The sequence below is a fragment of the Ferrimonas sediminicola genome, from assembly GCF_005116715.1.
Taxonomy (GTDB): domain Bacteria; phylum Pseudomonadota; class Gammaproteobacteria; order Enterobacterales; family Shewanellaceae; genus Ferrimonas; species Ferrimonas sediminicola.
This window is the reverse complement of record NZ_SWCI01000001.1, coordinates 362,134-384,471: the sequence shown is the minus strand read 5'-3', so window position 1 is coordinate 384,471 and position 22,338 is coordinate 362,134. Positions and strand designations below refer to the sequence as shown.

13 protein-coding genes are annotated in these 22,338 nt (G+C 62.3%); 3 read left to right on the top strand and 10 right to left on the bottom strand.

Features of this window, described 5'->3' with window-relative positions:
* Nucleotides 1-21: 21 nt before the first annotated feature.
* Entirely contained in the window at nucleotides 22-639 is a 618-nt protein-coding gene (locus FCL40_RS01740; protein WP_136850731.1) for a uracil-DNA glycosylase family protein, read from the top strand.
* On the opposite strand, the gene FCL40_RS01735 is transcribed toward FCL40_RS01740, so the two are convergent.
* From FCL40_RS01735 to hemE, 3 genes are all read right to left on the bottom strand, one after another.
* Complete coding sequence (locus tag FCL40_RS01735; protein ID WP_136850729.1) at nucleotides 636-1,550, bottom strand: pseudouridine-5'-phosphate glycosidase; 915 nt, start codon at nucleotides 1,548-1,550, stop codon at nucleotides 636-638. The two genes, FCL40_RS01740 and FCL40_RS01735, sit on opposite strands and share 4 nt — an antisense overlap.
* A complete protein-coding gene (locus tag FCL40_RS01730) occupies nucleotides 1,544-2,638 on the bottom strand; it encodes a PfkB family carbohydrate kinase (protein WP_136850727.1) in 1,095 nt (364 codons plus the stop codon). The genes FCL40_RS01735 and FCL40_RS01730 overlap by 7 nt, the downstream gene beginning before the upstream one ends.
* A gap of 145 nt (nucleotides 2,639-2,783) precedes the next feature.
* On the bottom strand, nucleotides 2,784-3,848 hold the full coding sequence (gene hemE, locus FCL40_RS01725; RefSeq protein WP_136850725.1) for a uroporphyrinogen decarboxylase: 1,065 nt from the start codon (nucleotides 3,846-3,848) through the stop codon (nucleotides 2,784-2,786).
* A gap of 421 nt (nucleotides 3,849-4,269) precedes the next feature.
* Here hemE and rsd point away from each other — a divergent pair, with 421 nt between their 5' ends.
* Nucleotides 4,270-4,761 carry a sigma D regulator gene (gene rsd, locus FCL40_RS01720; RefSeq protein ID WP_136850723.1) on the top strand — a complete coding sequence of 164 codons (492 nt, stop codon included), beginning with the start codon at nucleotides 4,270-4,272 and terminating at the stop codon, nucleotides 4,759-4,761.
* A gap of 54 nt (nucleotides 4,762-4,815) precedes the next feature.
* Here the strand turns inward: rsd and acnB are convergent, their stop codons facing one another.
* Nucleotides 4,816-7,413 carry a bifunctional aconitate hydratase 2/2-methylisocitrate dehydratase gene (gene acnB / locus FCL40_RS01715; RefSeq protein WP_136850721.1) on the bottom strand — a complete coding sequence of 866 codons (2,598 nt, stop codon included), beginning with the start codon at nucleotides 7,411-7,413 and terminating at the stop codon, nucleotides 4,816-4,818.
* Between the two features lie 278 nt (nucleotides 7,414-7,691).
* The gene (locus tag FCL40_RS01710) at nucleotides 7,692-8,696 is read right to left on the bottom strand and encodes a DUF4382 domain-containing protein (RefSeq protein ID WP_136850719.1); all 1,005 of its coding nucleotides are present in this window, start codon (nucleotides 8,694-8,696) and stop codon (nucleotides 7,692-7,694) included.
* A gap of 132 nt (nucleotides 8,697-8,828) precedes the next feature.
* Between FCL40_RS01710 and hxpB the strand changes: the two genes are divergently transcribed.
* Nucleotides 8,829-9,476 carry a hexitol phosphatase HxpB gene (hxpB, locus tag FCL40_RS01705; RefSeq protein WP_136850717.1) on the top strand — a complete coding sequence of 216 codons (648 nt, stop codon included), beginning with the start codon at nucleotides 8,829-8,831 and terminating at the stop codon, nucleotides 9,474-9,476.
* Nucleotides 9,477-9,556: 80 nt separating this feature from the next.
* Here the strand turns inward: hxpB and FCL40_RS01700 are convergent, their stop codons facing one another.
* The 5 genes from FCL40_RS01700 to aceE form a co-directional block, all read right to left on the bottom strand.
* Nucleotides 9,557-11,782, bottom strand: coding sequence for a patatin-like phospholipase family protein (locus FCL40_RS01700; protein ID WP_136850715.1), 2,226 nt, complete (start codon nucleotides 11,780-11,782; stop codon nucleotides 9,557-9,559).
* Between the two features lie 150 nt (nucleotides 11,783-11,932).
* Complete coding sequence (locus FCL40_RS01695; RefSeq protein WP_136850713.1) at nucleotides 11,933-16,291, bottom strand: EAL domain-containing protein; 4,359 nt, start codon at nucleotides 16,289-16,291, stop codon at nucleotides 11,933-11,935.
* A gap of 153 nt (nucleotides 16,292-16,444) precedes the next feature.
* On the bottom strand, nucleotides 16,445-17,869 hold the full coding sequence (gene lpdA / locus FCL40_RS01690) for a dihydrolipoyl dehydrogenase (protein ID WP_136850711.1): 1,425 nt from the start codon (nucleotides 17,867-17,869) through the stop codon (nucleotides 16,445-16,447).
* Nucleotides 17,870-17,996: 127 nt separating this feature from the next.
* Nucleotides 17,997-19,658: a dihydrolipoyllysine-residue acetyltransferase gene (aceF, locus tag FCL40_RS01685; protein ID WP_136850709.1), complete on the bottom strand. Its 1,662-nt coding sequence runs from the start codon at nucleotides 19,656-19,658 to the stop codon at nucleotides 17,997-17,999.
* Between the two features lie 14 nt (nucleotides 19,659-19,672).
* The gene (gene aceE, locus FCL40_RS01680) at nucleotides 19,673-22,336 is read right to left on the bottom strand and encodes a pyruvate dehydrogenase (acetyl-transferring), homodimeric type (RefSeq protein WP_136850707.1); all 2,664 of its coding nucleotides are present in this window, start codon (nucleotides 22,334-22,336) and stop codon (nucleotides 19,673-19,675) included.
* Nucleotides 22,337-22,338 lie beyond the last annotated feature (2 nt).

Here is a 22,338-nt window from a genome sequence, read left to right as displayed (position 1 = left end):
AATGGCAAATGCGAAATCGATATGGATTCTGATAAACGGAACGGGATTGAGCTCAAAAAAGCTTCAGACGACCTGGCAAGACGGGTTCGACGCTGTGAACTGTGCCGCGATGCCCTGCCCCTGGGGCCCCGCCCGGTGGTGCAGTTCTCCCATACCAGCAAGATGCTGATCATCGGCCAGGCGCCCGGCCTGAAGGTGCACAACAGCGGCATCCCCTTCAATGATCCCAGCGGGGTGCGTCTGCGGCAGTGGCTCAACCTGGCACCGGAGCGATTCTATGACCCGGCCCAGGTGGCGATCATCCCCATGGGATTCTGCTATCCGGGGCGGGGCCGCAACGGCGACAACCCGCCGGATCCCCGCTGTGCGCCTCTTTGGCACCGGCAGATCCGGGCGATGATGCCGCAGATAGAGCTCACCCTGTTGGTGGGCCAGTATGCCCAGAGACACTACCTGGAGCAGTTTGATTCGGTGACCCAGAGCGTGCGCCGCTGGCGCACCCATCTGGAAAGGGGGATGATCGCCCTGCCCCACCCCTCGCCGAGGAACAACCTGTGGCTCAGGCGCAATCCCTGGTTCGAGGCGGAGCTGATAGCGCCGCTGCAACAGAGAGTGGCAGCGGCGCTGGGCGATGGTTAGCGGCAGTAGGCGGCGGCGATCCGGGCCCCCAGGCGGGCGTTATTGAGCACCAGCTGGATGTTGGAATCCAGGCTGTTGCCGCCGGTCAGTTCGCAGACCCGAGCCAGCAGAAAGGGGGTGGAGGCCTTACCGGCGATCCCCTGCTTCTCAGCCTCCTTCAGGGCGGTCTCGATGGCATCAGTGATCACCTGAGGCGCCATGGCGTACTCCTCCGGAATGGGGTTTGCCACCACCACCCCACCCTTGAGATCCATCGCCCACTTGGCCTTCAACGCCTCGGCGATCGCTTCAGGAGTCTCCAGACGGTAGTCGATGCTGTGTTCACTTTCCCTGGTGTAGAACGCGGGCAGGCTGTCGGTCTGGTAGCCAACCACGGGGACCCCCTGGGTCTCCAGGTATTCTCGGGTCAGGCCGAGATCCAGGATCGACTTGGCACCGGCACAGACCACGGCCACATCGGTATTGGCCAGCTCCTGCAGGTCGGCGGAGATATCAAAGGTCTCCTGGGCGCCACGATGAACACCGCCGATGCCGCCGGTGGCGAACACCTTGATGCCGGCCATCGCCGCCAGGATCATGGTGGCGGCAACCGTAGTGGCCCCATCCTTCCTGGCGGCCACGATGAAGGGGATGTCGCGGCGGCTCACCTTGGCGACCGCTTGTCCCGCCTGGCCCAGGTGGCGGATCTGCGCTTCATCCAGGCCCACCTTTAGGCGGCCCTCGATGATGGCGATGGTGGCGGGAATCGCACCCTGTTCGCGGATCGCCTGCTCAACCAGCAGCGCAGTCTCCACGTTGCGCGGGTACGGCATGCCGTGGGAGATGATGGTGGATTCCAGAGCCACCACGGGCTGGTTGTTGGCCAGGGCTTCGGCGACTTCGGGTTGGATATCCAGGTACTTCTCTAACATGATGGGGTCTCCTCCAGCAGACGCTCGACCGCCTGCTCTGACATGGTTGAATTGATGGTGTTATCGGCACACAACGCCAGTCGCGCTGCGCCCAGGGCAAAATCGACACTGTGGTCCCATTGCCATTGATTCAGAAATCCGTGGGTCAGCCCGGCCATCAGGGCGTCTCCTGCACCGGTGACGTTGTTCACCTGAGTGGCGGAGGCGGGGATAAACCGGTGACCACAGCCATCGCTGGCGAAGGCGCCCTCCGCCCCCAGGCTGATCAGCAGTCGCTGCACCCCCTTATCGTGCAGGGCTGCGGCCACGTCGGGCAGATCCTCGGTGCGCTCCAGAGATCGGCCGGCCAGCAGGGCCGCTTCCATGCGGTTGGGCTTGAGGGTGTGGATCTTGCTCAGGAAAGGCTGCAGCCGGCCCGCCTTCACCGTGGACACCGGGTCCACCAGGATCGGGGTATCGCCATGACGATCAAACAGGTACTCCAGGGCACCGTGGCTGAGATTGGCGTCCAGCACCAGGGCACTGGCCCGCCTGAACACGCCGTCCCGCTTGGCCAGCTGGTCGGCGCTGAGGCGTTCGATCAGCGACATGTCGTTCAGCGCCACCTGCATCTCACCGTCGGGGCCATGGATAGAGAGGTAACTGCTGGTGGTGGCCGCGGTAACGGTCAGGCAGTGATCCACCCCGACACCGGCTTCACGGCAGGCCTGCTTGAGCTGTTCGCCCCAGTTGTCGTCGCCGAGGGCGCCGATGAACTGCACCCGGCTGCCCAGGCGGCCCAGGTTGTCGGCGATGTTGCGCCCCACACCGCCGGCACTGCAGGTCAGGTGGCCTGGGTTGGAGTCCCCGCTCACCAGGGGCGCGTCGGAGCGGCCGCACAGGTCCATGTTGGCCCCGCCGATCACCACCGCATACTGCTCCGGTGCCAGGATGTAGCCCTTGCCCTGAATCGCCCCCTTGCGGGTAAGGTTCATGATGTGTCCTGCCACCGCGCTGCGGCTGATCCCCAGGCGGTCCGCCAGCTCCTGCTGGGGGATCATGGGGTCCTGACGCAGGATGGCCAGGATCTGTTGCTCCCGCTCGGTCATAAACATTTGTCCGGTTAACAAACTAATGTTTGAAATGATGGAGCATCGACGGAAAAAAGGGAAGGGGTATTTTTGCGATCTGCTCTAAAAAAATGGCCATAAAAAACCCGGCATCTAGCCGGGTTTCTTTAATACGAGCAGAACCTTACTTGTGGTAGGGCTCGGACAGCTCGTGAACGGCGTTGATGAAGGCGCCGGCGTTCTCCGGATCCACGTGCTGATGGATGCCGTGACCCAGGTTGAACACATGGCCGCTGCCGTGGCCAAACTCGGCCAGGATGCGGGCCACCTCGCCGCGGATCTTGTCCGCCGGCGCGTACAGCCAGGAGGGGTCCATGTTGCCCTGCAGGGCCACCTTGTCACCCACCCGCTGACGGGCCAGCTTCATGTCCACGGTCCAGTCGCAACCCACGGCGTCGCAGCCGGTGGCGGCGATCTCTTCCAGCCACTGGCCACCGCCCTTGGTGAACAGCACCACCGGCACCTTGCGGCCGTCGTGCTCGCGGATCAGGCCGTCGACGATCTTCTGCATGTAGCGCAGGGAAAACTCACGGTAAGCGGGGCCGGACAGGGCGCCGCCCCAGGTGTCGAAGATCTGAACCGCCTGGGCGCCCGCCTTGATCTGGGCGTTCAGGTAGAGGATGACGGAGTCGGCCAGCTTGTCCAGCAGCAGGTGCAGAGTGGCGGGCTCGGCAAAGGCCATCTTCTTGATCTTGGCGAAATCCTTGGAACTGCCGCCTTCAACCATGTAGGTCGCCAGGGTCCAGGGGCTGCCGGAGAAGCCGATCAGGGGCACTTCACCCTTCAGTTCACGGCGGATGGTGCGCACCGCATCCATCACGTATTTCAGTTCCCCCTCGGGATCGGGAACGGGCAGTTTCTCGATAACCGCCTTGCTGTCACACAGGGTCTCGAAACGAGGGCCTTCACCCTGCTCGAAGTAGAGACCCAGGCCCATGGCGTCGGGCACGGTGAGGATGTCGGAGAACAGGATGGCTGCATCCAGCGGATAGCGGCGCAGAGGCTGCAGAGTCACCTCGCAGGCCAGCTCGGCGTTACGGCACAGGGACATGAAATCACCGGCTTCGGCGCGGGTAGCGCGATACTCGGGCAGGTAGCGTCCAGCCTGACGCATCATCCATACTGGGGTTTTATCGACGGGCTGACGCAGCAGCGCACGCAAGTAACGATCGTTTTTCAACTCGGACATTTCGCTCATCCCTAACACGCAAGCGGTTCAAAAAGTGGCGTTATTGTAGCATCTGGCCACGGCTTTATGACCACGGGGACGTGAGGAGATTCGCAAAATTTGTGGTCAAAAGTTTGAAGTGTGACTCAAATTCAATGGGAACTTATTGGTAACAAGGTATTGCACCCCACCCTCGCCTTTGGTATAAAAATAGCGCGCTAGCAAATAACGCAGAAGCTCGCGGCAAGCGAGCCCTGAAAGACCATATCTTCGACCCCATAGCTTTGCTGTGGGGTTTTTTATTGTGGCACCGCACCGGGACGCCATTATCTGCCTCCCCGCCACCCCGCCCTGCCGAACTCAGCTAAAAAAAACATTGATCAACTGCCGTTCCATTACTTAAATTTGAATCAACAGGATCGCAGAACAAGAGGGATAGGCCATGCTCACCAGACTCCAGAATGCGGTAGAACAGTGGGGAGGGAAGAACAAACTCATTGACCAGTGGTTGAACAACAGGCGTCAACTGCTGATTCACTACTGCCAGCTGGCCAACCTGCCCCCCTACGACAACTCTCCCCAGCTGCCCGATTCCGACGGGGTGCACCACTTCTGCAACCTGCTGGTGGACTACGTGTCCGAAGGCCATTTCGAGGTGTATGACCAGGTGGTCTCCGAGTGCGAGAAGCACGGCGAAGACAGCCGTCAGTTGGCCAGCCGCATCGTCCCGCAGATCGCCAAGAGTACCGACGTCGCCCTGGACTTCAACGACAAGTTCGGCGCCCCCTTCGACGATGATGATGAACGGATGATGGAGCTGGACGAGGCCCTCTCTCGCCTGGGCCAGGCGATGGAGGAGCGCTTCGCCTTCGAGGATAAGCTGCTGGACACCTTGCACCGCCACTACAGCGAAGAGCTGCAAGCCCAACCCTGATCTCTGCGAAACAAAAAAAGCCCCGCCAATGCGGGGCTTTTCTGTTGCTTCGGCTTAGACCGCAGCCTGGATGATCACCTCGCCTGCCGGCTTGGTGTAGTGCTCCATCTTGTGGAAGTTCAGGTAGCGGTAGGTATCCGCCGCCTGGGCGTCTATCGCCTTGGCGTACTCCTGATACTCCTCGACCGTGGGCAGCTTGCCCAGGATGGACGCCACCGCCGCCAGCTCCGCCGAGGCCAGGAACACATTGGCGCCGGTCCCCAGACGGTTGGGGAAGTTGCGGGTGGAGGTGGAGACCACGGAGGCGCCATCGGCCACCCGGGCCTGGTTGCCCATGCACAGGGAGCAGCCGGGCATCTCGGTGCGGGCACCCACACGGCCATAGATGCCGTAGTAACCCTCATCGATCAGCTGCTGCTGATCCATCTTGGTGGGCGGAGCCACCCACAGACGGGTCGGCAGGGCGCCTTTGTGCTTGTCCAGCAGCTTGCCGGCGGCACGGAAGTGACCAATGTTGGTCATGCAGGAACCGATGAACACCTCATCGATCTTCTCCCCCTGCACCTGGGACAACAGGCGGGCATCGTCCGGATCGTTGGGGGCACACAGGATCGGCTCCCTGATCTCCGCCAGGTCGATCTCGATCACTTCGCAGTACTCGGCATCGGCATCGGCTTCCATCAGTTCCGGGTTGGCCAGCCACTTCTCCATCGCCTGGATGCGGCGCTCGATGGTGCGACGGTCGCCATAGCCCTCGGCGATCATCCACTTGAGCATGACGATGTTGGACTGCAGGTACTCGGCCACCGACTCCTCGGACAGCTTGATGGTACAGCCAGCGGCAGAGCGTTCGGCGGAGGCATCTGACAGCTCGAATGCCTGCTCTACGGTGAGGTGATCCAGGCCCTCGATCTCCAGCACCCGGCCGGAGAAGATGTTCTTCTTGCCCTGCTTCTCTACGGTCAACAGGCCCTGCTGGATGGCGTAGTAGGGGATGGCGTGCACCAGATCGCGCAGGGTGATGCCAGGCTGCATCTCACCCTTGAAGCGAACCAGCACGGACTCGGGCATATCCAGGGGCATCACACCGGTGGCGGCGGCAAAGGCCACCAGGCCGGAGCCGGCCGGGAAGGAGATCCCCAGCGGGAAGCGGGTGTGGGAGTCACCGCCGGTCCCCACGGTGTCGGGCAGCAGCATGCGGTTCAGCCAGGAGTGGATCACCCCGTCACCGGGACGCAGGGAGATACCGCCGCGGTTCATGATGAAGTCCGGCAGGGTGGCGTGGGTGGTCACATCCACCGGCTTGGGGTAGGCGGCGGTGTGGCAGAAGGACTGCATGGTCAGGTCGGCGGAGAAACCCAGACAGGCCAGGTCCTTCAGCTCGTCCCGGGTCATGGGCCCGGTGGTATCCTGAGACCCCACTGTAGTCATCTTCGGCTCACAGTACTGGCCGGGTCGGACACCGGCCACACCGCAGGCCTTACCCACCATCTTCTGTGCCAGGGTGTAGCCCTTGCCACTGTCGGTCACGTCGGCGGGACGACGGAACACCTCGCTGGTGCCCAGGCCCAAGGCCTCACGGGCACGATCGGTCAGGCCACGGCCAATGATCAGCGGGATACGGCCTCCGGCGCGCACCTCGTCCAGCAGCACGTCGGTCTTCAGGCTGAAGCGACACAGCTCCTCGCCGCTGTCGGCGTTCCTGGCCACGCCCTCGTAGGGGTAGATCTCGATGACGTCACCCATGTTCATCTGGGTCACATCCAGCTCGATGGGCAGGGCGCCGGCGTCCTCCATGGTGTTGAAGAAGATCGGCGCAATCTTGCCACCCAGGCAGTAACCACCGGCGCGCTTGTTGGGCACGTTGGGGATGTCGTCCCCCATAAACCACAGTACCGAGTTGGTGGCGGACTTGCGGGAGGAACCGGTACCCACCACGTCGCCCACATAGGCAACCGGATGGCCCTTCTTCTTCAGCGCCTCGATGGTGCTGATCGGGCCAATCTCACCCGGCTGGTCGGGGGTAATGCCGTCGCGGGGGTTTTTCAGCATCGCCAGGGCGTGCAAGGGGATGTCCGGACGGGACCAGGCGTCGGGGGCGGGAGACAGGTCGTCGGTGTTGGTTTCGCCACTCACCTTGAACACGGTCAGGGTGATCTTCTCCGCCAGGGCCGGCTTGGAGAGGAACCACTCCGCCTCTGCCCAGGAGTGCACCACCTGCTTGGCAAACTCGTTGCCTGCATTCATCTTCTCCACCACATCGTGGAAAGCATCGAACATCAGCAGGGTGTGAGACAGGGCCTTGGCCGCCAGCGGCGCCAGTTCGGCGTCATCCAGCAGAGCGATCAGCGGCTCGATGTTGTAGCCCCCCTGCATGGTGCCCAGCAGCTCGGTGGCGCGTGCCTTGCTCAGCAGTGGGCTGGAAGCCTCGCCACGGGCCACCGCGGTCAGGAAGCTGGCCTTGACATAGGCCGCCTCATCCACGCCTGGCGGGATGCGGTTTTCCAGCAGGTCAACCAGGGTCTCCTCTTCACCGACGGGGGGATTTTTCAGCAGCTCCACCAGGGCCGCGGTCTGCTCCGCGTCCAGGGGCTTGGGAGCGATACCTTGGTTTGCGCGTTCGGCAACGTGTTCACGGTAGGCTTCTAGCACGGCAAAATTCCTCTTTTACTGGCAGGCTTACAACGAAGCTGCTCGTCCTGTTGTAGATTCCGGATCGGTGACCTCTGCGTCAGATCACAGAGCACTCCGGTTATGCGTGGCAGTTTGATTCCATTTTGTGATGAACGCCACATGTTTAGGGCTGTGGGCAGTATATCTGAATTAAAACGGAAGTTTAAATTGCAACCGCTCCGATGAGCCGGTTTTTTGGACTAAAGTTGAAGAAAGTGACGCCGGGCGGCTCCCAGAAAGGGAGCCGCCGCGAGGGATCACAGAATCGGATCGAGATTCTGGGTTGTGGTCTGGCCAGGCTGAACCTGGACCGGGGTGTAGTGCTGGTAAAAGGTGAAATCCTGCTCCTCGGTTTCGTGGCTTTCCGGCAGATCAAAGTTGGCCACGCAGCTGTAGCCGATGCTGTAGTTGCCCTCGCCGATGAAGCCGAACTCGTAACGGTACTCACCGCTGGCTTCGTCCAGGCTGATATCGGCAGTGGCCACCGGCGCCACCAGGGGAGACTCCGCGGGGTAACCGGCCTCACCGACCAGATCGCCCATGGTGGAGCGGTCCCTCTCCCCGGCGTAGAGGTAAGCCACATGGCTGAACTCGGACACCTCCAGCAGCGAGGCCATGTCCGCCTCACAGGCCTCCCTTTGCTGCTCCGCCAGCACCCCGGCAATGTTGCCGGCTCCCGCCAGGTTTACCAGTTGCACCGCGGTGGGCTTGATGTACATCCCCTCCTGTCCCTGGGGGTCCACCAGCCCCTGGCGCAGATTGAACTCCGCCACGAAATTGTTGATGCCGGTATTGATGGTGAACGGCCGGTTGAAGAAGATGCGCCCGGCCTGGTCAGTGTTCCCCTGAACGCCCTGGCAGCTGCCCTTGCTGTTCACCTTCAACGGCACCACCCCCTGGTCCTGGGTATTGACGTAGGAGAGCTGCTCGGAGCCGTCGCCATCCAGGGCGTAGAGGCACATGGTGTAATCACCGACGGGCAGGACCTGGCCGTTGACCAGGGTCGCGCTGTCGCTGCCGGTGTACTGCAGCAGATCGACGCTGTCGGGGCCGTCTTCGCTGAGATCTATGGTCACCGGTTCGCCGCCGTCTTCGGGCACCAGCACCACCTCGTTGAAGAACAGCACCACTTCGTCCGCCTGCTCCACCGGGGCATCGGACACCGCCAGGCCGAACTGACCCGTCTGGGGTGACGAGGAGCTGCCGCCGCCGCAACCGGCCACCAGCAGTGCCAGACTGAGAACGGAGAGAGGTTTGATCATAGGTTCACCTTACACAAATAGGTTACACTGCCCGGCAAGCCGGGCTGTAAATTGAAACGATTTCGAATCTGTTTACCTTAGTCAAACTCTGAACTGTTTCAACAGACCCATCCGCAGGTGAGAGGAACCGATATGGTCAAAGGGGTGATTTTTGATATGGACGGCGTCCTGGTGGACTCCGAGCCTTTTTGGCAAGTAGCTGAAATGGAGGTGTTTCCTCAATACGGCGTTCCCATCACCCTGGAGGACACCCTGAAAACCCAGGGATTGAGAATCGATCATGTGGTTCAGTTCTGGTTCAGCCGCCACCCCTGGCGCGGGGCCACCCCCAAGGAGGTGGAGCAACAGATCCTCGACGCCATGGTGGCGGTGATCCGCGCCAGGGGAGAGCCGATGGCCGGTGTGCACGCCACCCTGGAGTCGCTGCATCAGGCCGGCCTGCCCATGGCCCTGGCCACCTCCTCGCCCCATATTCTGATGGAGACCACCCTGGAGAAGTTGGAGATTGGCCACTACTTCCAGGCGACCTGTTCCGCCGAACACCTGCCCCTGGGCAAGCCCCACCCCCAGGTGTACCTCAATGCCGCCGACGCCCTGGGGCTGGCGGCCACCGACTGCCTGGCCATCGAGGACTCCTTCAACGGCCTGCTGGCAGCCAAGGCGGCGCGGATGCACACCCTGGCGGTGCCCGACGCCGATCATCGCAGCGATCCCAGGTACGTGATCGCCGATCGGCAATACCTCAGCCTGGAGGAGTTCTCCCTGGAGCACTGGCTGTAGCTGATAAGAACCGCGATCGCCGACGCACCAACGGCAAGCCGGCAGGGGCAGCGGCGGTAGCCCCAGCGAATCGCTTCGTTTTAGAACCTCTTGCCCAGGAACAGGTAGAGGCTGGCATCACCGCTGTCGGCCATGCCCCAGGCTATGGCCGCCGGCCCCAGCTTGGTTTCCGCTCCGACGAACAGGCTGCCGGCGTAGATCAGGTCATTCCAGTCCGCCGCCTCCCGGGTCAACCAGACATTGCCCGCCTCGGCGGAGAACCCCAGATAGAGGGGCCAGGTGATCCCCAGAACCCCCTTGCTGAGATCATAGGTGTACACCCCGGCCACCAGCCCCTTGTGACTCCCCAGCAGCGAGTCACGGTAGAAGCCGGAAAGGTTCAGGAAGCCCCCCAGTGAGGTGAAGTGGACGAAGCTGATGCCGTCGCTGTCGATGGTCTCCAGTTCGCCCTTGACGAACAGGCTGTGCTGATCCCAGTGGGTGGCCCCGGTCCAGGCCAGGTGGTAGACCAGCGACTCCTGCTCGTTGGTGGGCAGGCCGTCGAAGGTGATATCCGACCGCTCGTCGATGTGGGAGACGCTGAACTGCAGGCGGTTGCCTTGGGTGGGGAACATGGCGCCATCCAGGGTATCGTAGCCGTAGCTGATCCTGGCCCCGTGAAACTCGTAGTCCCCCAGCTTGGTCAGCGCCAGCGCATGCTCATCGCTTACCCGGCCGGTCTCATACTGGTAGCCCAGCTCCAGCTGCGCCGCCAACCCGAGGTTGACGCCCAGTGCCGCCAGCCAGTTGTCCCGCTTGCGCTCGATGCTGCGGAAGGGGAAATCCACCGACGGTGCGATCCGCTCCCAGCGCTCCTGCTGGGTCTCGAATCGGCCGCGGCCATACCAGCGGTCATTGGTGTCCAAGGGCAGATAGAACTCCGTGCTGAAGCGGCGGTTGCCCCCCAGGGAGAGTTCATTGCGCCACTGGCCATGAAGCGCGGTGATGTTATTCATGGTAAAGGCGACATCCAGGCTGGAGCTGGTGGGGTTATCGAAGTCATCCTCAAACCTCAGGCCCAACTCAAACAGGTGGGGCCCCCAGCTCTTGCCATCGGTATCCACCACCAGCACCCGCCCTTCGGGTCGCTCCTGAATGTAGGCGTCTACCCGCTCAAACTCGTTGAGGGCATACACCCGGGCGATTGCCTGCTCGATCTCGTCCTGGGCCAGGGGCTGGCCAGGCTTGACGCCCAAGGCGGCAAGGATGCGGTTCTCGGTGACCCAGGAGTCGTTGTCCAACTCGATGGCCACCAGTTCCCCGGCGCCCTTGTTGTGCCAGAAGCTGCGTAACGCCTGCTTCTGGGCGAGGTAGCCCTTGTAGCGGCCCTCCGGCAGCGACAGGGCCCTAAGCGCGTCCAGCTTGGTCCGGGCAGCTGCCTCCCCCCTGGGGATCATCTCAGACATCAGATCAAAATCAGTGGTGCCGACCCCGTCGATCTCGGGGACCAGCAGGATATCCCGCTCGCCCATCAGCGCCACCTGCTGATCCCGGGTCAGGTTGGTCAGGTAGCCGGTCAGCTGGTCGACGATGTCGAACACCGACTTGAGATCGTCCTTCCCCTTGAGAGGGGTGCCGATGTCGACGGCGATCACCACGTCGGCCCCCATCGCCTTGACCACCGACACCGGCAGGTTATTGGCCATGCCTCCGTCCACCAGCATCCGCCCGTCGATCTCGATGGGTGCCAGGGCGCCGGGAATGGTCATGCTGGCCTGCATCGCCATCACCAGGTTGCCGCTCTCCAGCACCACCTCGCTGCGGTCGGCCAAGTCGGTGGCCACCGTCCTCAGCGGGATGGCCAGATCGTCGAAGTGGCCGATCTCGGGAATGGTCCCCACCGAACGGCGGATCAACGAACGCATGGTCTGGCCCTGCAGGGCCCCCTTGGGAAACCTCAGCTCACCGTCACGGTAGCCCATCTTGACCCCCAGGGGAAAATCATCGCGCTGCTGCTTGTGGCGGTAGGAGAGACTCTCCCTGGGGATGTCGTCATCGAAACCGGTATTGAAATCCATGCTGAGCAGGGTGGCCTCGATCTCGTCGGCGCTGTACCCCAGTGCATAGAGACCGGCCACGTAGGAGCCCATGGAGGTGCCGGCGATGTAATCCACCGGGATACGGTTCTGCTCCAGCACCCGCAGCACCCCGATGTGTGCGGCCCCCTTGGCGCCGCCCCCGGAGAGAACCACACCCACGGTCGGACGCTCGGAGGCCTGCCCCCACAACGGCAGTAGCAGAAGCAAAACAAGTAATTTGCGTAACATAGGTCCCTCTGGGGCGTGTTGGTCTTTGGTGATGAAGTGTTGGATTGCCGGGCGCCGATCCGGCGGCAATGGCCCCCCTCCCTGGGTGAGCGACCGGGGCCGCCGCTTCAGGCCGGGCCGCGACAACGGCCGCCCCCGGCTGCGCAGGCCCTAGGAGGAGGCCATCAACAGTTCCTGTTCATTTGGGGTCCAGTTTGCCAGCCACTGGCAGCACTGTGAAGACGGCATCGGCCGGGCGAAGTGATACCCCTGGACCAGGTGGCAGCCCTGACTGCGGAGGAAGGCCAGCTGCTGCGGGGTTTCCACCCCTTCGGCCACCACATCCAGCTCCAGGTTGCGGCCCAGGTCGAGAATACTGCAGGTGATCGCCCGGTTGGCCTTATTCTCCAGCATCGACTGGATAAAGGAGCGGTCGATCTTCAGGCTGTTCACCGCAAACTGACTCAGGTAGGAGAGGGAGGAGTAGCCGGTGCCAAAATCGTCCACCGCCACCGAGATCCCCAGTTCCCTCAGGGCCAGCAGATGAGCCTGTGCCAGGTTGACCTGCTGCATCAGGACCCCTTCGGTGATCTCCAGGCACAGCTGCTGCGGCGGAATGCCGGTGCTCTGCAACACCGACTGGATAAACTCCACATAATCGTACTGGCGGAAGTGGCTGGCAGAGACATTGATCGACAGCTTCAGCGCCTGGTTGTCCGGCCAGGACATGAACTCACGACAGGCGTTCTCCAGCATCCAGCGATCCAACCGGATGATCAGTCCGCTGGACTCCGCCAGCTCGATGAAGAGATCCGGTGACACCGGGGTGCCGTCCTCCCGCTTCCAACGCATCAGGGCCTCCACCCCGCAGACGCTGCTGTCGGAGACATCCAGTTGGGGCTGGTAGTGGATCTTCAGCTTATCCTGCTCCAGGGCCTGGCGCAGCTCATTCTCCATCTCCAGCTGGTAGGTGGCCTGGGCGTCGCGCTCCCGGGTGTAGAAGCAGGCACGGCCGCGCCCCTCCTCCTTGGCATGGTACATGGCAAGGTCGGCGTTCTTCAGCAGCTCCTCCGCCTGGCTGCCATCCTCCGGATAGAGGGCGATGCCGATGCTTACCGACAGGTAGAGCACCTGCTGCTGCACCTGGATAGGCTCCGACAGCAGGCTGAGTATCCGCTCCGCCAGGGCCTCCACCTGCAGTCGGTGGCTAAAGTCGCGGACAATGATCACGAACTCGTCACCGCCAAACCGGCAGACGGTGCCGCTGCCGCCCACCACCGAGGAGAGCAGCCGACTCACCTCCACCAGCAGGGCATCCCCGGTTCCGTGACCGAAGGTGTCGTTGATGTGCTTGAACCTGTCCAGATCCAGGAACAGCATCGCCAGGGGCTCTCCGGGCGCCTGCTCCATCAGCTCGCGAATCTGCTGATCGAACTGGGAGCGATTGGGCAGCCCGGTGACCAGGTCGAAGTTGGCCAGCTTCTGCAGCGCCATCTCCTGCTTCTTGCGCTCGGAGATGTCGGAGAACAGCACCACCAGATAGTCGCCGCCGCTGTCCAGCGACATATGACTGAGGTTGAGCCACACCGGAACCTGACCACGTCCCCTGCGGCGCATCTGCGCCTCACCGCTCCAGCGGCGGGCGAGGTTCATCTCCTGCAGGATGGTGCGGTCAGTCAGCAGGGTATCCGCCAGGCTGACCCCCTCGAGGGCGCCCTTGGGGTAGCCAAGAATCGCCAGCGCCGACGGGTTGTGGGCGGTCACCGTATACTCCGAGTCGAGGATCATCATCCCCTCGGTGGTGTTCTCCATGGCGTGGGCATAGAGGGTATGCAGGTGGGCCATCTTGCGCACCTTGGTGCGGTCGGCATAGACCCCGGCCACCAGCAGCGTCTGGCCGGTCTCGGGATCCCGCTCAATCACCGTCCCGGTAACCCACAACCAACGCCACTCGCCAACGGGGCTGATGGCGCGGAACTCCACATTGAGTCTCTCCAGGTCCCCGGCCAACAGCTGCTTCCAGGCCTGGTAGACCGGCTGCAGATCCTGGCGGTGCAAGGTCATGCCCAGCCTGGGGATTCGCATCGGCCGGTTGGTCCTGGACAGGGTGGTCTGGCGATTCTCCACATAAAAGCTGTCGCTCTTGGCGTCCCACTCCCAGATGTCGGAGCCGCCCCCCTGAAGGGCCAGTTGCAGCCGGTGCTGGCTCTGTCTCAGCGCCTGGTTGATGCGGCGCTGACGACGCAGCTGGTTGCGCCAGTTCACCGCGGTGATGAACAGCATCAATATGGTCACGGTGAGGAACAGCAACTGCATCCCCTGGTGGGCCCACCAGTACTGCTCCACCCGGAAGTTCAGCCGCAGCGGCTCCTGCTGCCACTTGCCGTCAAACTCGCCATAGACCAGCAACGAGTGGTTCCCCGGCGGCATCCGTGACAGGGTGATGCTGGTTTCACCATTGAGCTCGGTCATGGTGCTGGGGTTGCCGTCAAACACCAGCTGGTAGCGAAACTGCACCGCCGGGGCGGTGATCAGATTGCTGCTCCCCAGCTTAATGGTGACCAGCTCGAAGCTGGGGCGGATGGTCACCGATTGCTGCTCGGGCAACAGGAAGAGATCGCTGTCATCCTCGTACTGCACCTTGACCGACTCCAGCTGGATGCCGTTGCTGCTTTGGGCCTCGGTGATCTGCAGCGGGTCCACCCGCAACAGGCCGGTGGTGCTCCCCACCAGCAGGGAGCCATCCCCAAGCCGGTAGGCGGCCCCCTCATTCAGTTCGGTATTGAACAGGCCGCCATCCTTGCCCACGCTGATGATCTCGCCGCTGTCACTGTTGTAACGGGCGAGCACCTGGGGGCAGCCGATCACCGCACCTTCACTGGTGGCTTCGATGAAGTAGGGGGTGATGCAGTTCAGCCGCCACTGCTCATTCATGGCAAAGGCCATCTTCAGCTTGGTATTCACCTCGAGGACCCCTTCGCCGAAACTGCCCACCAGCAGGCGGTTCTCGGCGACACGGGTCATGGGACCGAAGTGATACTCCGGCCCGGCAGGCAGCCAGTTGAGGGTGGATTCAAAGCGGCGCTCGGCTAGGTGGTAGCGACCAAACAACTGCCGCCCTCCGAGCCACACCTCATCCCCCAGATCCAGCACATTGCGCACCTCGGACAGCCGCTCTCCCTCATCGAGAATCACCTCGAGGCTGCGGCTGTCGGTGTGGTAGAGATAGAGCCCGATGTCGGTGGCCAGCCATACCCGGCCCGGCCCTTGGGCCAGGCTCAGGATCACCCGGTTGCTCAGATCCGGCAGTCCGTCATCACCGGTGGCGATGCGCCGCCCCATACCGGTAGCCCGGTCCACCAGAAACAACCCCTTGGAGGAGCCGGCCAGCAACTCGGTGTCGGAGATGGGCAACACATTGAACACCGCATCGAGCGGGTCCAGCCCCTCCAGGATCATCGGCCGAACCGTCCGCTGCACCAGGCTGACCTCGTCCAGCCCCTGGTCATGGGCGACAAACAGCTGCTCGGCGTCACCGCCGAAGCCCCACACCACATCGGCGCCCAGTGCCGGGGAGGTGTGGGTCGACAACCGATCCACCACATAGTCTTCCGGCTGAGACAGGGCGGCGATGCCGGCGCTGATGGTCGCCACCCACAGGTTGTCCTGGCCATCCAGCTCCAGCTTATGCATGCTGGCCGCCAGATCGAACAGATCCTCGCTGCGGCCCAGGGCGGTAACTTGGAGATCCTCCCCGCCGAGGCGGAACAACCCCATGGTGGTGACCACCCACAGGTTGCCGTTGCTGTCCTGCTTGATATCCCGCACCGAACGTCCGATGGCGTCGATGCGAACAAAGTGCTCCCCCTGCTGGTAATAGAGGCCCCGGGTCGAGGCGACCCACAACCGTCCCTGGCGATCAGAGAACAGGGTGGTGAGATTCCCCCTCTCCTTGGGCCACTCCTGGGAGAGCAGAACCTCCCCGTCCATGGAGAAGCGAATCAGCTGGTTACGGGTACCGGTCACCAGGGTGTCGCGGTGATGGACCATCCTCTGGAAGAAGTGTTTCTGGGCGCCGATCACCGACAGCAGGGTGGCCTGCTGGCGATCCATATCGAAGCGGTAGAGCTGTCCCAGCTCGTTCAGTACCCAAAAGGTGGCCCCCTCCGCTTCGGTGATGGCGGTGGCGCCGCCGCGCTGGTAGTCGGTATAGCTGTCGCGTCCGATCAGGGAGACGCGGTTTTGCCGCTCATCCAGCAGGAACAGGTCATGCTCGCTGGAAATCAGCACCAGGTTATTGGGCAGGGTCGACACCCTGACCAGGGTGAAGTCGGGCAGCAGAACGGTGTCGTTGAAGCGATCGATGCGTCGCACCTTGTGGCTGGCGATACGGTAAAGGCCATCGTGGGTGGTCACCCACAGCAGTCCGCGGTCGCTGAACGCCATGTCGGTGACGGAGTTGGAGGCGAATCCGGAGTGGTGATCAAAGACACGGCTCTGAAGACCGTGCGCCGGTAAAGCTTGCCCCAACAACAGGACCAGAAACGTGAGCCACCTCAACAGAAGAAACACCTTTATAGTTATGGTTATCGAATCGCTACTTTAAAAGTTGTTCTATCAAACTTCCATCCATCTGTGCATAAAAAAAGCGGCCGAAGCCGCTTAATTCGCATTTGAAGAGAATTACTTCTTCTTCGCCTTGGGGTTGGGCAGGTCGGTGATGCTGCCCTCATACACCTCGGCGGCCAGACCCACGGACTCATGCAGGGTCGGGTGGGCGTGAATGGTCAGCGCCAGATCCTCGGCGTCACAGCCCATCTCGATGGCCAGGCCAATCTCACCCAGCAGTTCACCGCCGTTGCTGCCGACGATGGCACCGCCGATCACCCGGTGGGTCTCCTTGTCGAAGATCAGCTTGGTCATGCCGTCGGCGGCATCCTGGGCAATGGCTCGGCCACTGGCGGCCCAGGGGAAGACGGCGGTTTCGTAGGCGATGTTCTGCGCCTTGGCTTCCTTCTCGGTCAGGCCCACCCAGGCCACTTCCGGATCGGTGTAGGCGATGGAGGGGATCACCTTGGGATCGAAGTAGTGCTTCTTACCGGATATCACCTCGGCAGCCACATGGCCTTCATGAACACCCTTGTGCGCCAGCATCGGCTGACCGACGATGTCGCCGATGGCAAAGATGTGGTTGACGTTGGTGCGCATCTGCTTATCCACATTGATAAAGCCGCGCTCATCGATCTTCACACCCGCCTTGTCGGCGTCGATCAACTTACCGTTGGGGGTGCGACCAATGGCCACCAGAACCGCGTCATAGCGCTGAGGTTCGGCCGGGGCCTTCTTGCCCTCCATGCTGACGTAGATGCCGTCCTCCTTGGCTTCCACCTGGGTCACCTTGGTCTCCAGCATGAAGTCGAACTTGTTCTTCATCCGCTTGGTAAAGACGCGAACCACATCCTTATCAGCTGCGGGGATCACCTGATCCAGCATCTCCACCACGTCCACCTTGGAACCCAGGGTGTGGTACACGGTACCCATCTCCAGGCCGATGATGCCGCCGCCCATTACCAGCAGGCGCTCGGGGATCTCTTTCAGCTCCAGGGCATCGGTGGAATCCCAGATACGGGGATCTTCGTGAGGGATGAAAGGCAACTCGATGGGACGCGAGCCGGCAGCGATGATGGCGTGGTCGAAGTTCACCACTGTGGTGCCGTCGGCACCCTCGATGGCGATGGAGTTGGGGCCGGTAAACTTACCGAAGCCGTTGACCACCTTCACCTTACGCATCTTGGCCATGCCGGCCAGTCCGCCGGTCAGTTGACCAATCACCTTCTCCTTGTGGGCGCGAACCTTGTCCAGATCGATCTGCGGCTCACCGAAGCTTACGCCGTGATCGGCCATCGCCTTGGCTTCATCGATCACCTTGGCCACGTGCAGCAGTGCTTTGGAGGGGATACAACCGACGTTCAGGCACACGCCACCCAGGGTGGAGTAACGCTCAACGATAACGGTTTCCAAGCCGAGGTCAGCGGCACGAAAAGCGGCGGAGTAACCGGCGGGTCCGGCACCGAGAACCACGACTTGGGTTTTGATCTCGTTGCTCATAATGTCCTCTATTTTTTATTCATTCCGTTGGGGCAGTCACCACCTGACGGCGGGGATGCTGGCATTGTACTGCCCCGATTCCTTAAACAAAAGGCCAACCAGAATGGTCGGCCTTTTATATGCCGATTTACAGAATCAATCGACGGATGTCACCCAGTGTCTGGCTCAGGGTAGTGATGAAGCGGGCCGCGTCAGCACCGTCGATCACCCTGTGGTCATAGGACATCGCCAGGGGCAGCATCAGCCGGGGCTGGAACGCCTGGCCATCCCACTTGGGCTTCATCTCGGAGCGGGACACGCCGAGGATGGCCACATCCGGGGCGTTGACGATGGGAGTGAACTGAGTCCCGCCGATGCCGCCCAGGCTGGAGATGGTGAAGCAGCTTCCCTGCATGTCGGTAGCTGTCAACTTACCTTGACGGGCCTTGGTGGAGAGCTCCGCCAGATCCTTGGACAGCTCGATGATCCCCTTCTTGTTCACATCGCGAACTACCGGCACCACCAGGCCGTTGGGGGTATCCACCGCCACACCGATGTGGATGTACTTCTTCATCACCAGGCTCTCACCATCCGCAGACAGGGAGCTGTTGAACTTGGGATGGGTCTCCAGGGCACGGGCCGCCGCCTTGAGGATGAACACCAATGGGGTGATCTTCACACCACTGTCGCTCTTGGCTGCCAGCTGGTTCTGCTCCTTGCGGAACGCCTCCTGCTCGGTGATGTCCGCCTCGTCGAACTGGGTCACGTGGGGGATGGTCACCCAGTTGCGGTGCAGGTTGGGGCCGGAGATCTTCTGGATCCGGGTCAGTGCCACCTCCTCCACCTCACCGAACTTGGCGAAGTCCACCTTGGGCCCTTCAATCACCTGCAGGCCGTTGCCGGCACCGGTGCTGGTGGCGGCGCTGGCCTTGGGCCGGGACAGCTCGTACTTGACGTAGGCCTGGACATCCTCCTTGAGGATACGGTTCTTGCGACCGGTGCCGCTCACCTTGGTCAGGTCCACACCAAACTCGCTGGCCAGACGGCGAACCGCCGGAGAGGCGTAGACCGCGCCGGTGGCCTTGGGGGCCGCCGCGGAGGGGTGGTGAGGAACCGGGGGCGCAGAGGGCTTGGCCGGGGCCGCTGCGGGCGCCGCCTTGGGTACTTCGGCTGCGGGCGCCGGGGCCAGCTCTGCGGTGACCGGGGCCGCCTCCTGGGTCTCGATCAGGGCCACCAGGCCCCCTTCTCCGATCTTGTCACCCACGTTGACCTTCAGCTCCTTCACCACGCCGGCGAAGGGGGCAGGCACCTCCATGGTGGCCTTGTCGGTCTCCAGGGTGATCAGCCCCTGTTCCGCATCGACGCTGTCGCCTACGGCCACCAACACCTCGATGATGTCCACCTCTCCGGACTCACCGATATCGGGCACGGTCACCTCTTTCACCACCGCCTGGGCCGGGGCCACAGGGGCCTCGACGGCAGCGGGAGCCTCGGGCGCAGCAGGCTCGGCGGCCGGGGCCGACTCTGCCGCAGGAGCCGCGGCCTCGGCCGGGGCCTCGGCGGCAGCCTCGCCGGCTACCTGCACCAGGGCGATCAGGTCCCCTTCGGACACCTTGTCACCCACATTGACTTTCAGCTCCACCACGGTACCGGCGTCTTCGCTGGGCACATCCATGGTGGCCTTGTCGGTTTCCACGGTGATCAGGGCGCCTTCCGCTTCCACGGTGTCTCCCGCGGCCACACAAAGCTCAATGATCTCTACCGCATCGCCGCCTACGTCAGGCAGACGGATCTCTTTGATTTGTGACATTTATATAATCCCTATCAAGCCCACAGCGGATTCGGTTTGGCGGTATCGATACCGTACTGCTCGATGGTCTGGTTCAGTACCTCGACCGGCAGTTCGCCACGATCCACCAGGGACTTCAGTGCCGCCAGCACCACCCAGCGGGAGTCCACTTCGAAGTGGTGACGCAGGTTGGCACGGCTGTCCGAACGGCCGAAGCCATCGGTGCCCAGCACACGGTAGTCGCCGGGAACCCAGGCGCGAACCTGATCGGCGTAGGTCTTCATGTAGTCGGTGGCGGCGATCACCGGGGTGTCATCCAGCACCTTGCTGATGTAAGCCTGCTTGGGTTCGGCGGTGGGATGCAGCAGGTTGTAGCGTTCCACATCCTGGCCGTCACGGGTCAGCTCGTTGAAGCTGGTGACGCTGAACACATCCACATCGATACCGAAATCCTTGGCCAGGGCTTCGGCCGCCTTGCGGACCTGTTGCAGGATGGAGCCACAACCCAGCAGCTGCACCTTGCCCTTGCCGGACCCCTTGATGCTGTCGAGCTTGTAGATCCCCTTGATGATCCCATCCTCCACGCCTTCCGGCATGGCGGGCTGCTCGTAGTTTTCGTTGAGGGTGGTCAGGTAGTAGAACACATCCTCCTGGGCATCACCGTACATCCGCTCCAGACCGTTCTGAACGATGACCGCCACCTCATAGCCATAGGTAGGATCATAGGTCACACAACTGGGGATGGTGTTGGCCAGGATATGGCTGTGGCCATCCTGATGCTGCAGACCTTCACCGTTGAGGGTGGTGCGTCCTGAGGTCCCGCCGACCAGGAAGCCGCGGGCCCGCATGTCGCCGGCCGCCCAGGCCATGTCACCCACACGCTGGAAACCGAACATGGAGTAGTAGATGTAGAACGGGATGGTCGGGGTATCGTTGGTGGAATAGCTGGTCGCCGCCGCCAGCCAGGAGCTCATGGCACCCAGCTCGTTGATTCCCTCCTGCAGAACCTGACCCTTCTTGTCCTCACGGTAGTAGGCCACCTGGTCCTTGTCCTGCGGGGTGTACTTCTGTCCCTCATGGGCGTAGATGCCCACCTGGCGGAACAAGCCTTCCATACCGAAGGTGCGGGCCTCATCGGGAATGATGGGTACGATGCGCTTGCCGATCTGCTTGTCTTTCAGCAGGGCGGTCAGCACCCGGACGAACGCCATGGTGGTGGAGATCTCCCGGCCGTTGGAACCCTTGAGCACAGCGTCGAACGCCTTCAGCGGCGGGGTCACCAGCTCCTCGGAGAACTTGGCGGTACGGGCGGGCATGTAGCCTTTCAGCGATTCGCGGCGCTCACGCAGGTACTTCACCTCTTCGGAGTCTTCACCCGGGTGGTAGTAAGGGATCTCTTCCAGCTGCTCGTCGGTCAGCGGGATGTTGAAGCGGTCACGGAAGTGCTTGATCGCCTCCATATCCATCTTCTTCACCTGGTGGGCGATGTTCTTGCCTTCACCGGCGTCACCCATGCCGTAGCCCTTGACGGTCTTGGCCAGGATCACGGTGGGGCGGCCCTTGGTTTCATTGGCCTTCTTCAGGGCGGCGTATACCTTCACCGGATCGTGACCACCCCGGTTCAGGCGCCAGATGTCGTTGTCGGACATGTTGGCCACCATCTCTGCGGTCTCGGGGTACTTGCCGAAGAAGTGTTCACGGGTGTAGGCGCCACCCTTGGCCTTGCAGTTCTGATACTCACCGTCGACGGTCTCCTCCATCAGCTGCAGCAGCTTGCCGGAGGTATCCTGGGCCAGTAGCGGATCCCAGTAGCGACCCCAGATCACCTTGATCACTTCCCAGCCGGCGCCGCGGAACTCGCCCTCCAGCTCCTGGATGATCTTGCCGTTGCCGCGCACCGGGCCATCCAGACGCTGCAGGTTACAGTTGACGATGAAGATCAGGTTGTCCAGCTCCTCACGGGCGGCCAGGCCGATGGCGCCCAGGGCTTCCGGCTCATCCACTTCACCGTCACCTAGGAAGCAGTACACCTTCTGTTCGGAGCAATCCTTGATGCCGCGGTCGGTCAGGTACTTCAGATAGCGGGCCTGATAGATGGCGGCGATGGGTCCCAGTCCCATGGAGACGGTGGGGAACTGCCAGTAATCTGGCATCAGGCGGGGATGGGGGTAGGAGGGCAGCCCCTTACCGTCCACCTCCTGGCGGAAGTTGTCCAGTTGGGCTTCGGTCAGGCGGCCTTCCAGGAAGGAGCGGGAGTAGATGCCGGGGGCGATATGGCCCTGGAAGTAGACCAGGTCACCGCCATCCTTCTCGTTGGGTGCACGGAAGAAGTGGTTGAAACACACATCGTACAGGGTGGCACTGGAGGCAAAGCTGGAGATGTGACCCCCAAGCTCCAGATCCTTCTTGGACGCGCGCAGTACCATGGCCAGGGCGTTCCAGCGGATGATGGCGCGGATGCGCTCCTCCAGCTCCTGGTTACCGGGCATGTGGGGCTCGGAGCCGACAGGGATGGTGTTCACATAGGCGGTGGTCGGCTTGTAGGGCAGATGGGCACCGCTACGGCGGGCCTTATCGATCATCTGCTCCAGCAGGTAGTGTGCCCGCTCGGGGCCATCCTGTTCCAGTACCGCGGCCAGGGCGCCCAGCCATTCATGAGTTTCTTGCGGATCCACGTCGTGTGGCAACATTTCCGGCATCA

Coding starts and splice junctions, on each gene's coding strand:
- FCL40_RS01740 (WP_136850731.1), top strand. CDS start 22: ATGGATTCTGATAAACGGAACGGGATTGAGCTCAAAAAAGCTTCAGAC.
- FCL40_RS01735 (WP_136850729.1), bottom strand. CDS start 1,550: ATGTTAGAGAAGTACCTGGATATCCAACCCGAAGTCGCCGAAGCCCTG.
- FCL40_RS01730 (WP_136850727.1), bottom strand. CDS start 2,638: ATGACCGAGCGGGAGCAACAGATCCTGGCCATCCTGCGTCAGGACCCC.
- hemE (WP_136850725.1), bottom strand. CDS start 3,848: ATGTCCGAGTTGAAAAACGATCGTTACTTGCGTGCGCTGCTGCGTCAG.
- rsd (WP_136850723.1), top strand. CDS start 4,270: ATGCTCACCAGACTCCAGAATGCGGTAGAACAGTGGGGAGGGAAGAAC.
- FCL40_RS01710 (WP_136850719.1), bottom strand. CDS start 8,696: ATGATCAAACCTCTCTCCGTTCTCAGTCTGGCACTGCTGGTGGCCGGT.
- hxpB (WP_136850717.1), top strand. CDS start 8,829: ATGGTCAAAGGGGTGATTTTTGATATGGACGGCGTCCTGGTGGACTCC.
- FCL40_RS01700 (WP_136850715.1), bottom strand. CDS start 11,782: ATGTTACGCAAATTACTTGTTTTGCTTCTGCTACTGCCGTTGTGGGGG.
- lpdA (WP_136850711.1), bottom strand. CDS start 17,869: ATGAGCAACGAGATCAAAACCCAAGTCGTGGTTCTCGGTGCCGGACCC.
- aceF (WP_136850709.1), bottom strand. CDS start 19,658: ATGTCACAAATCAAAGAGATCCGTCTGCCTGACGTAGGCGGCGATGCG.
- aceE (WP_136850707.1), bottom strand. CDS start 22,336: ATGCCGGAAATGTTGCCACACGACGTGGATCCGCAAGAAACTCATGAA.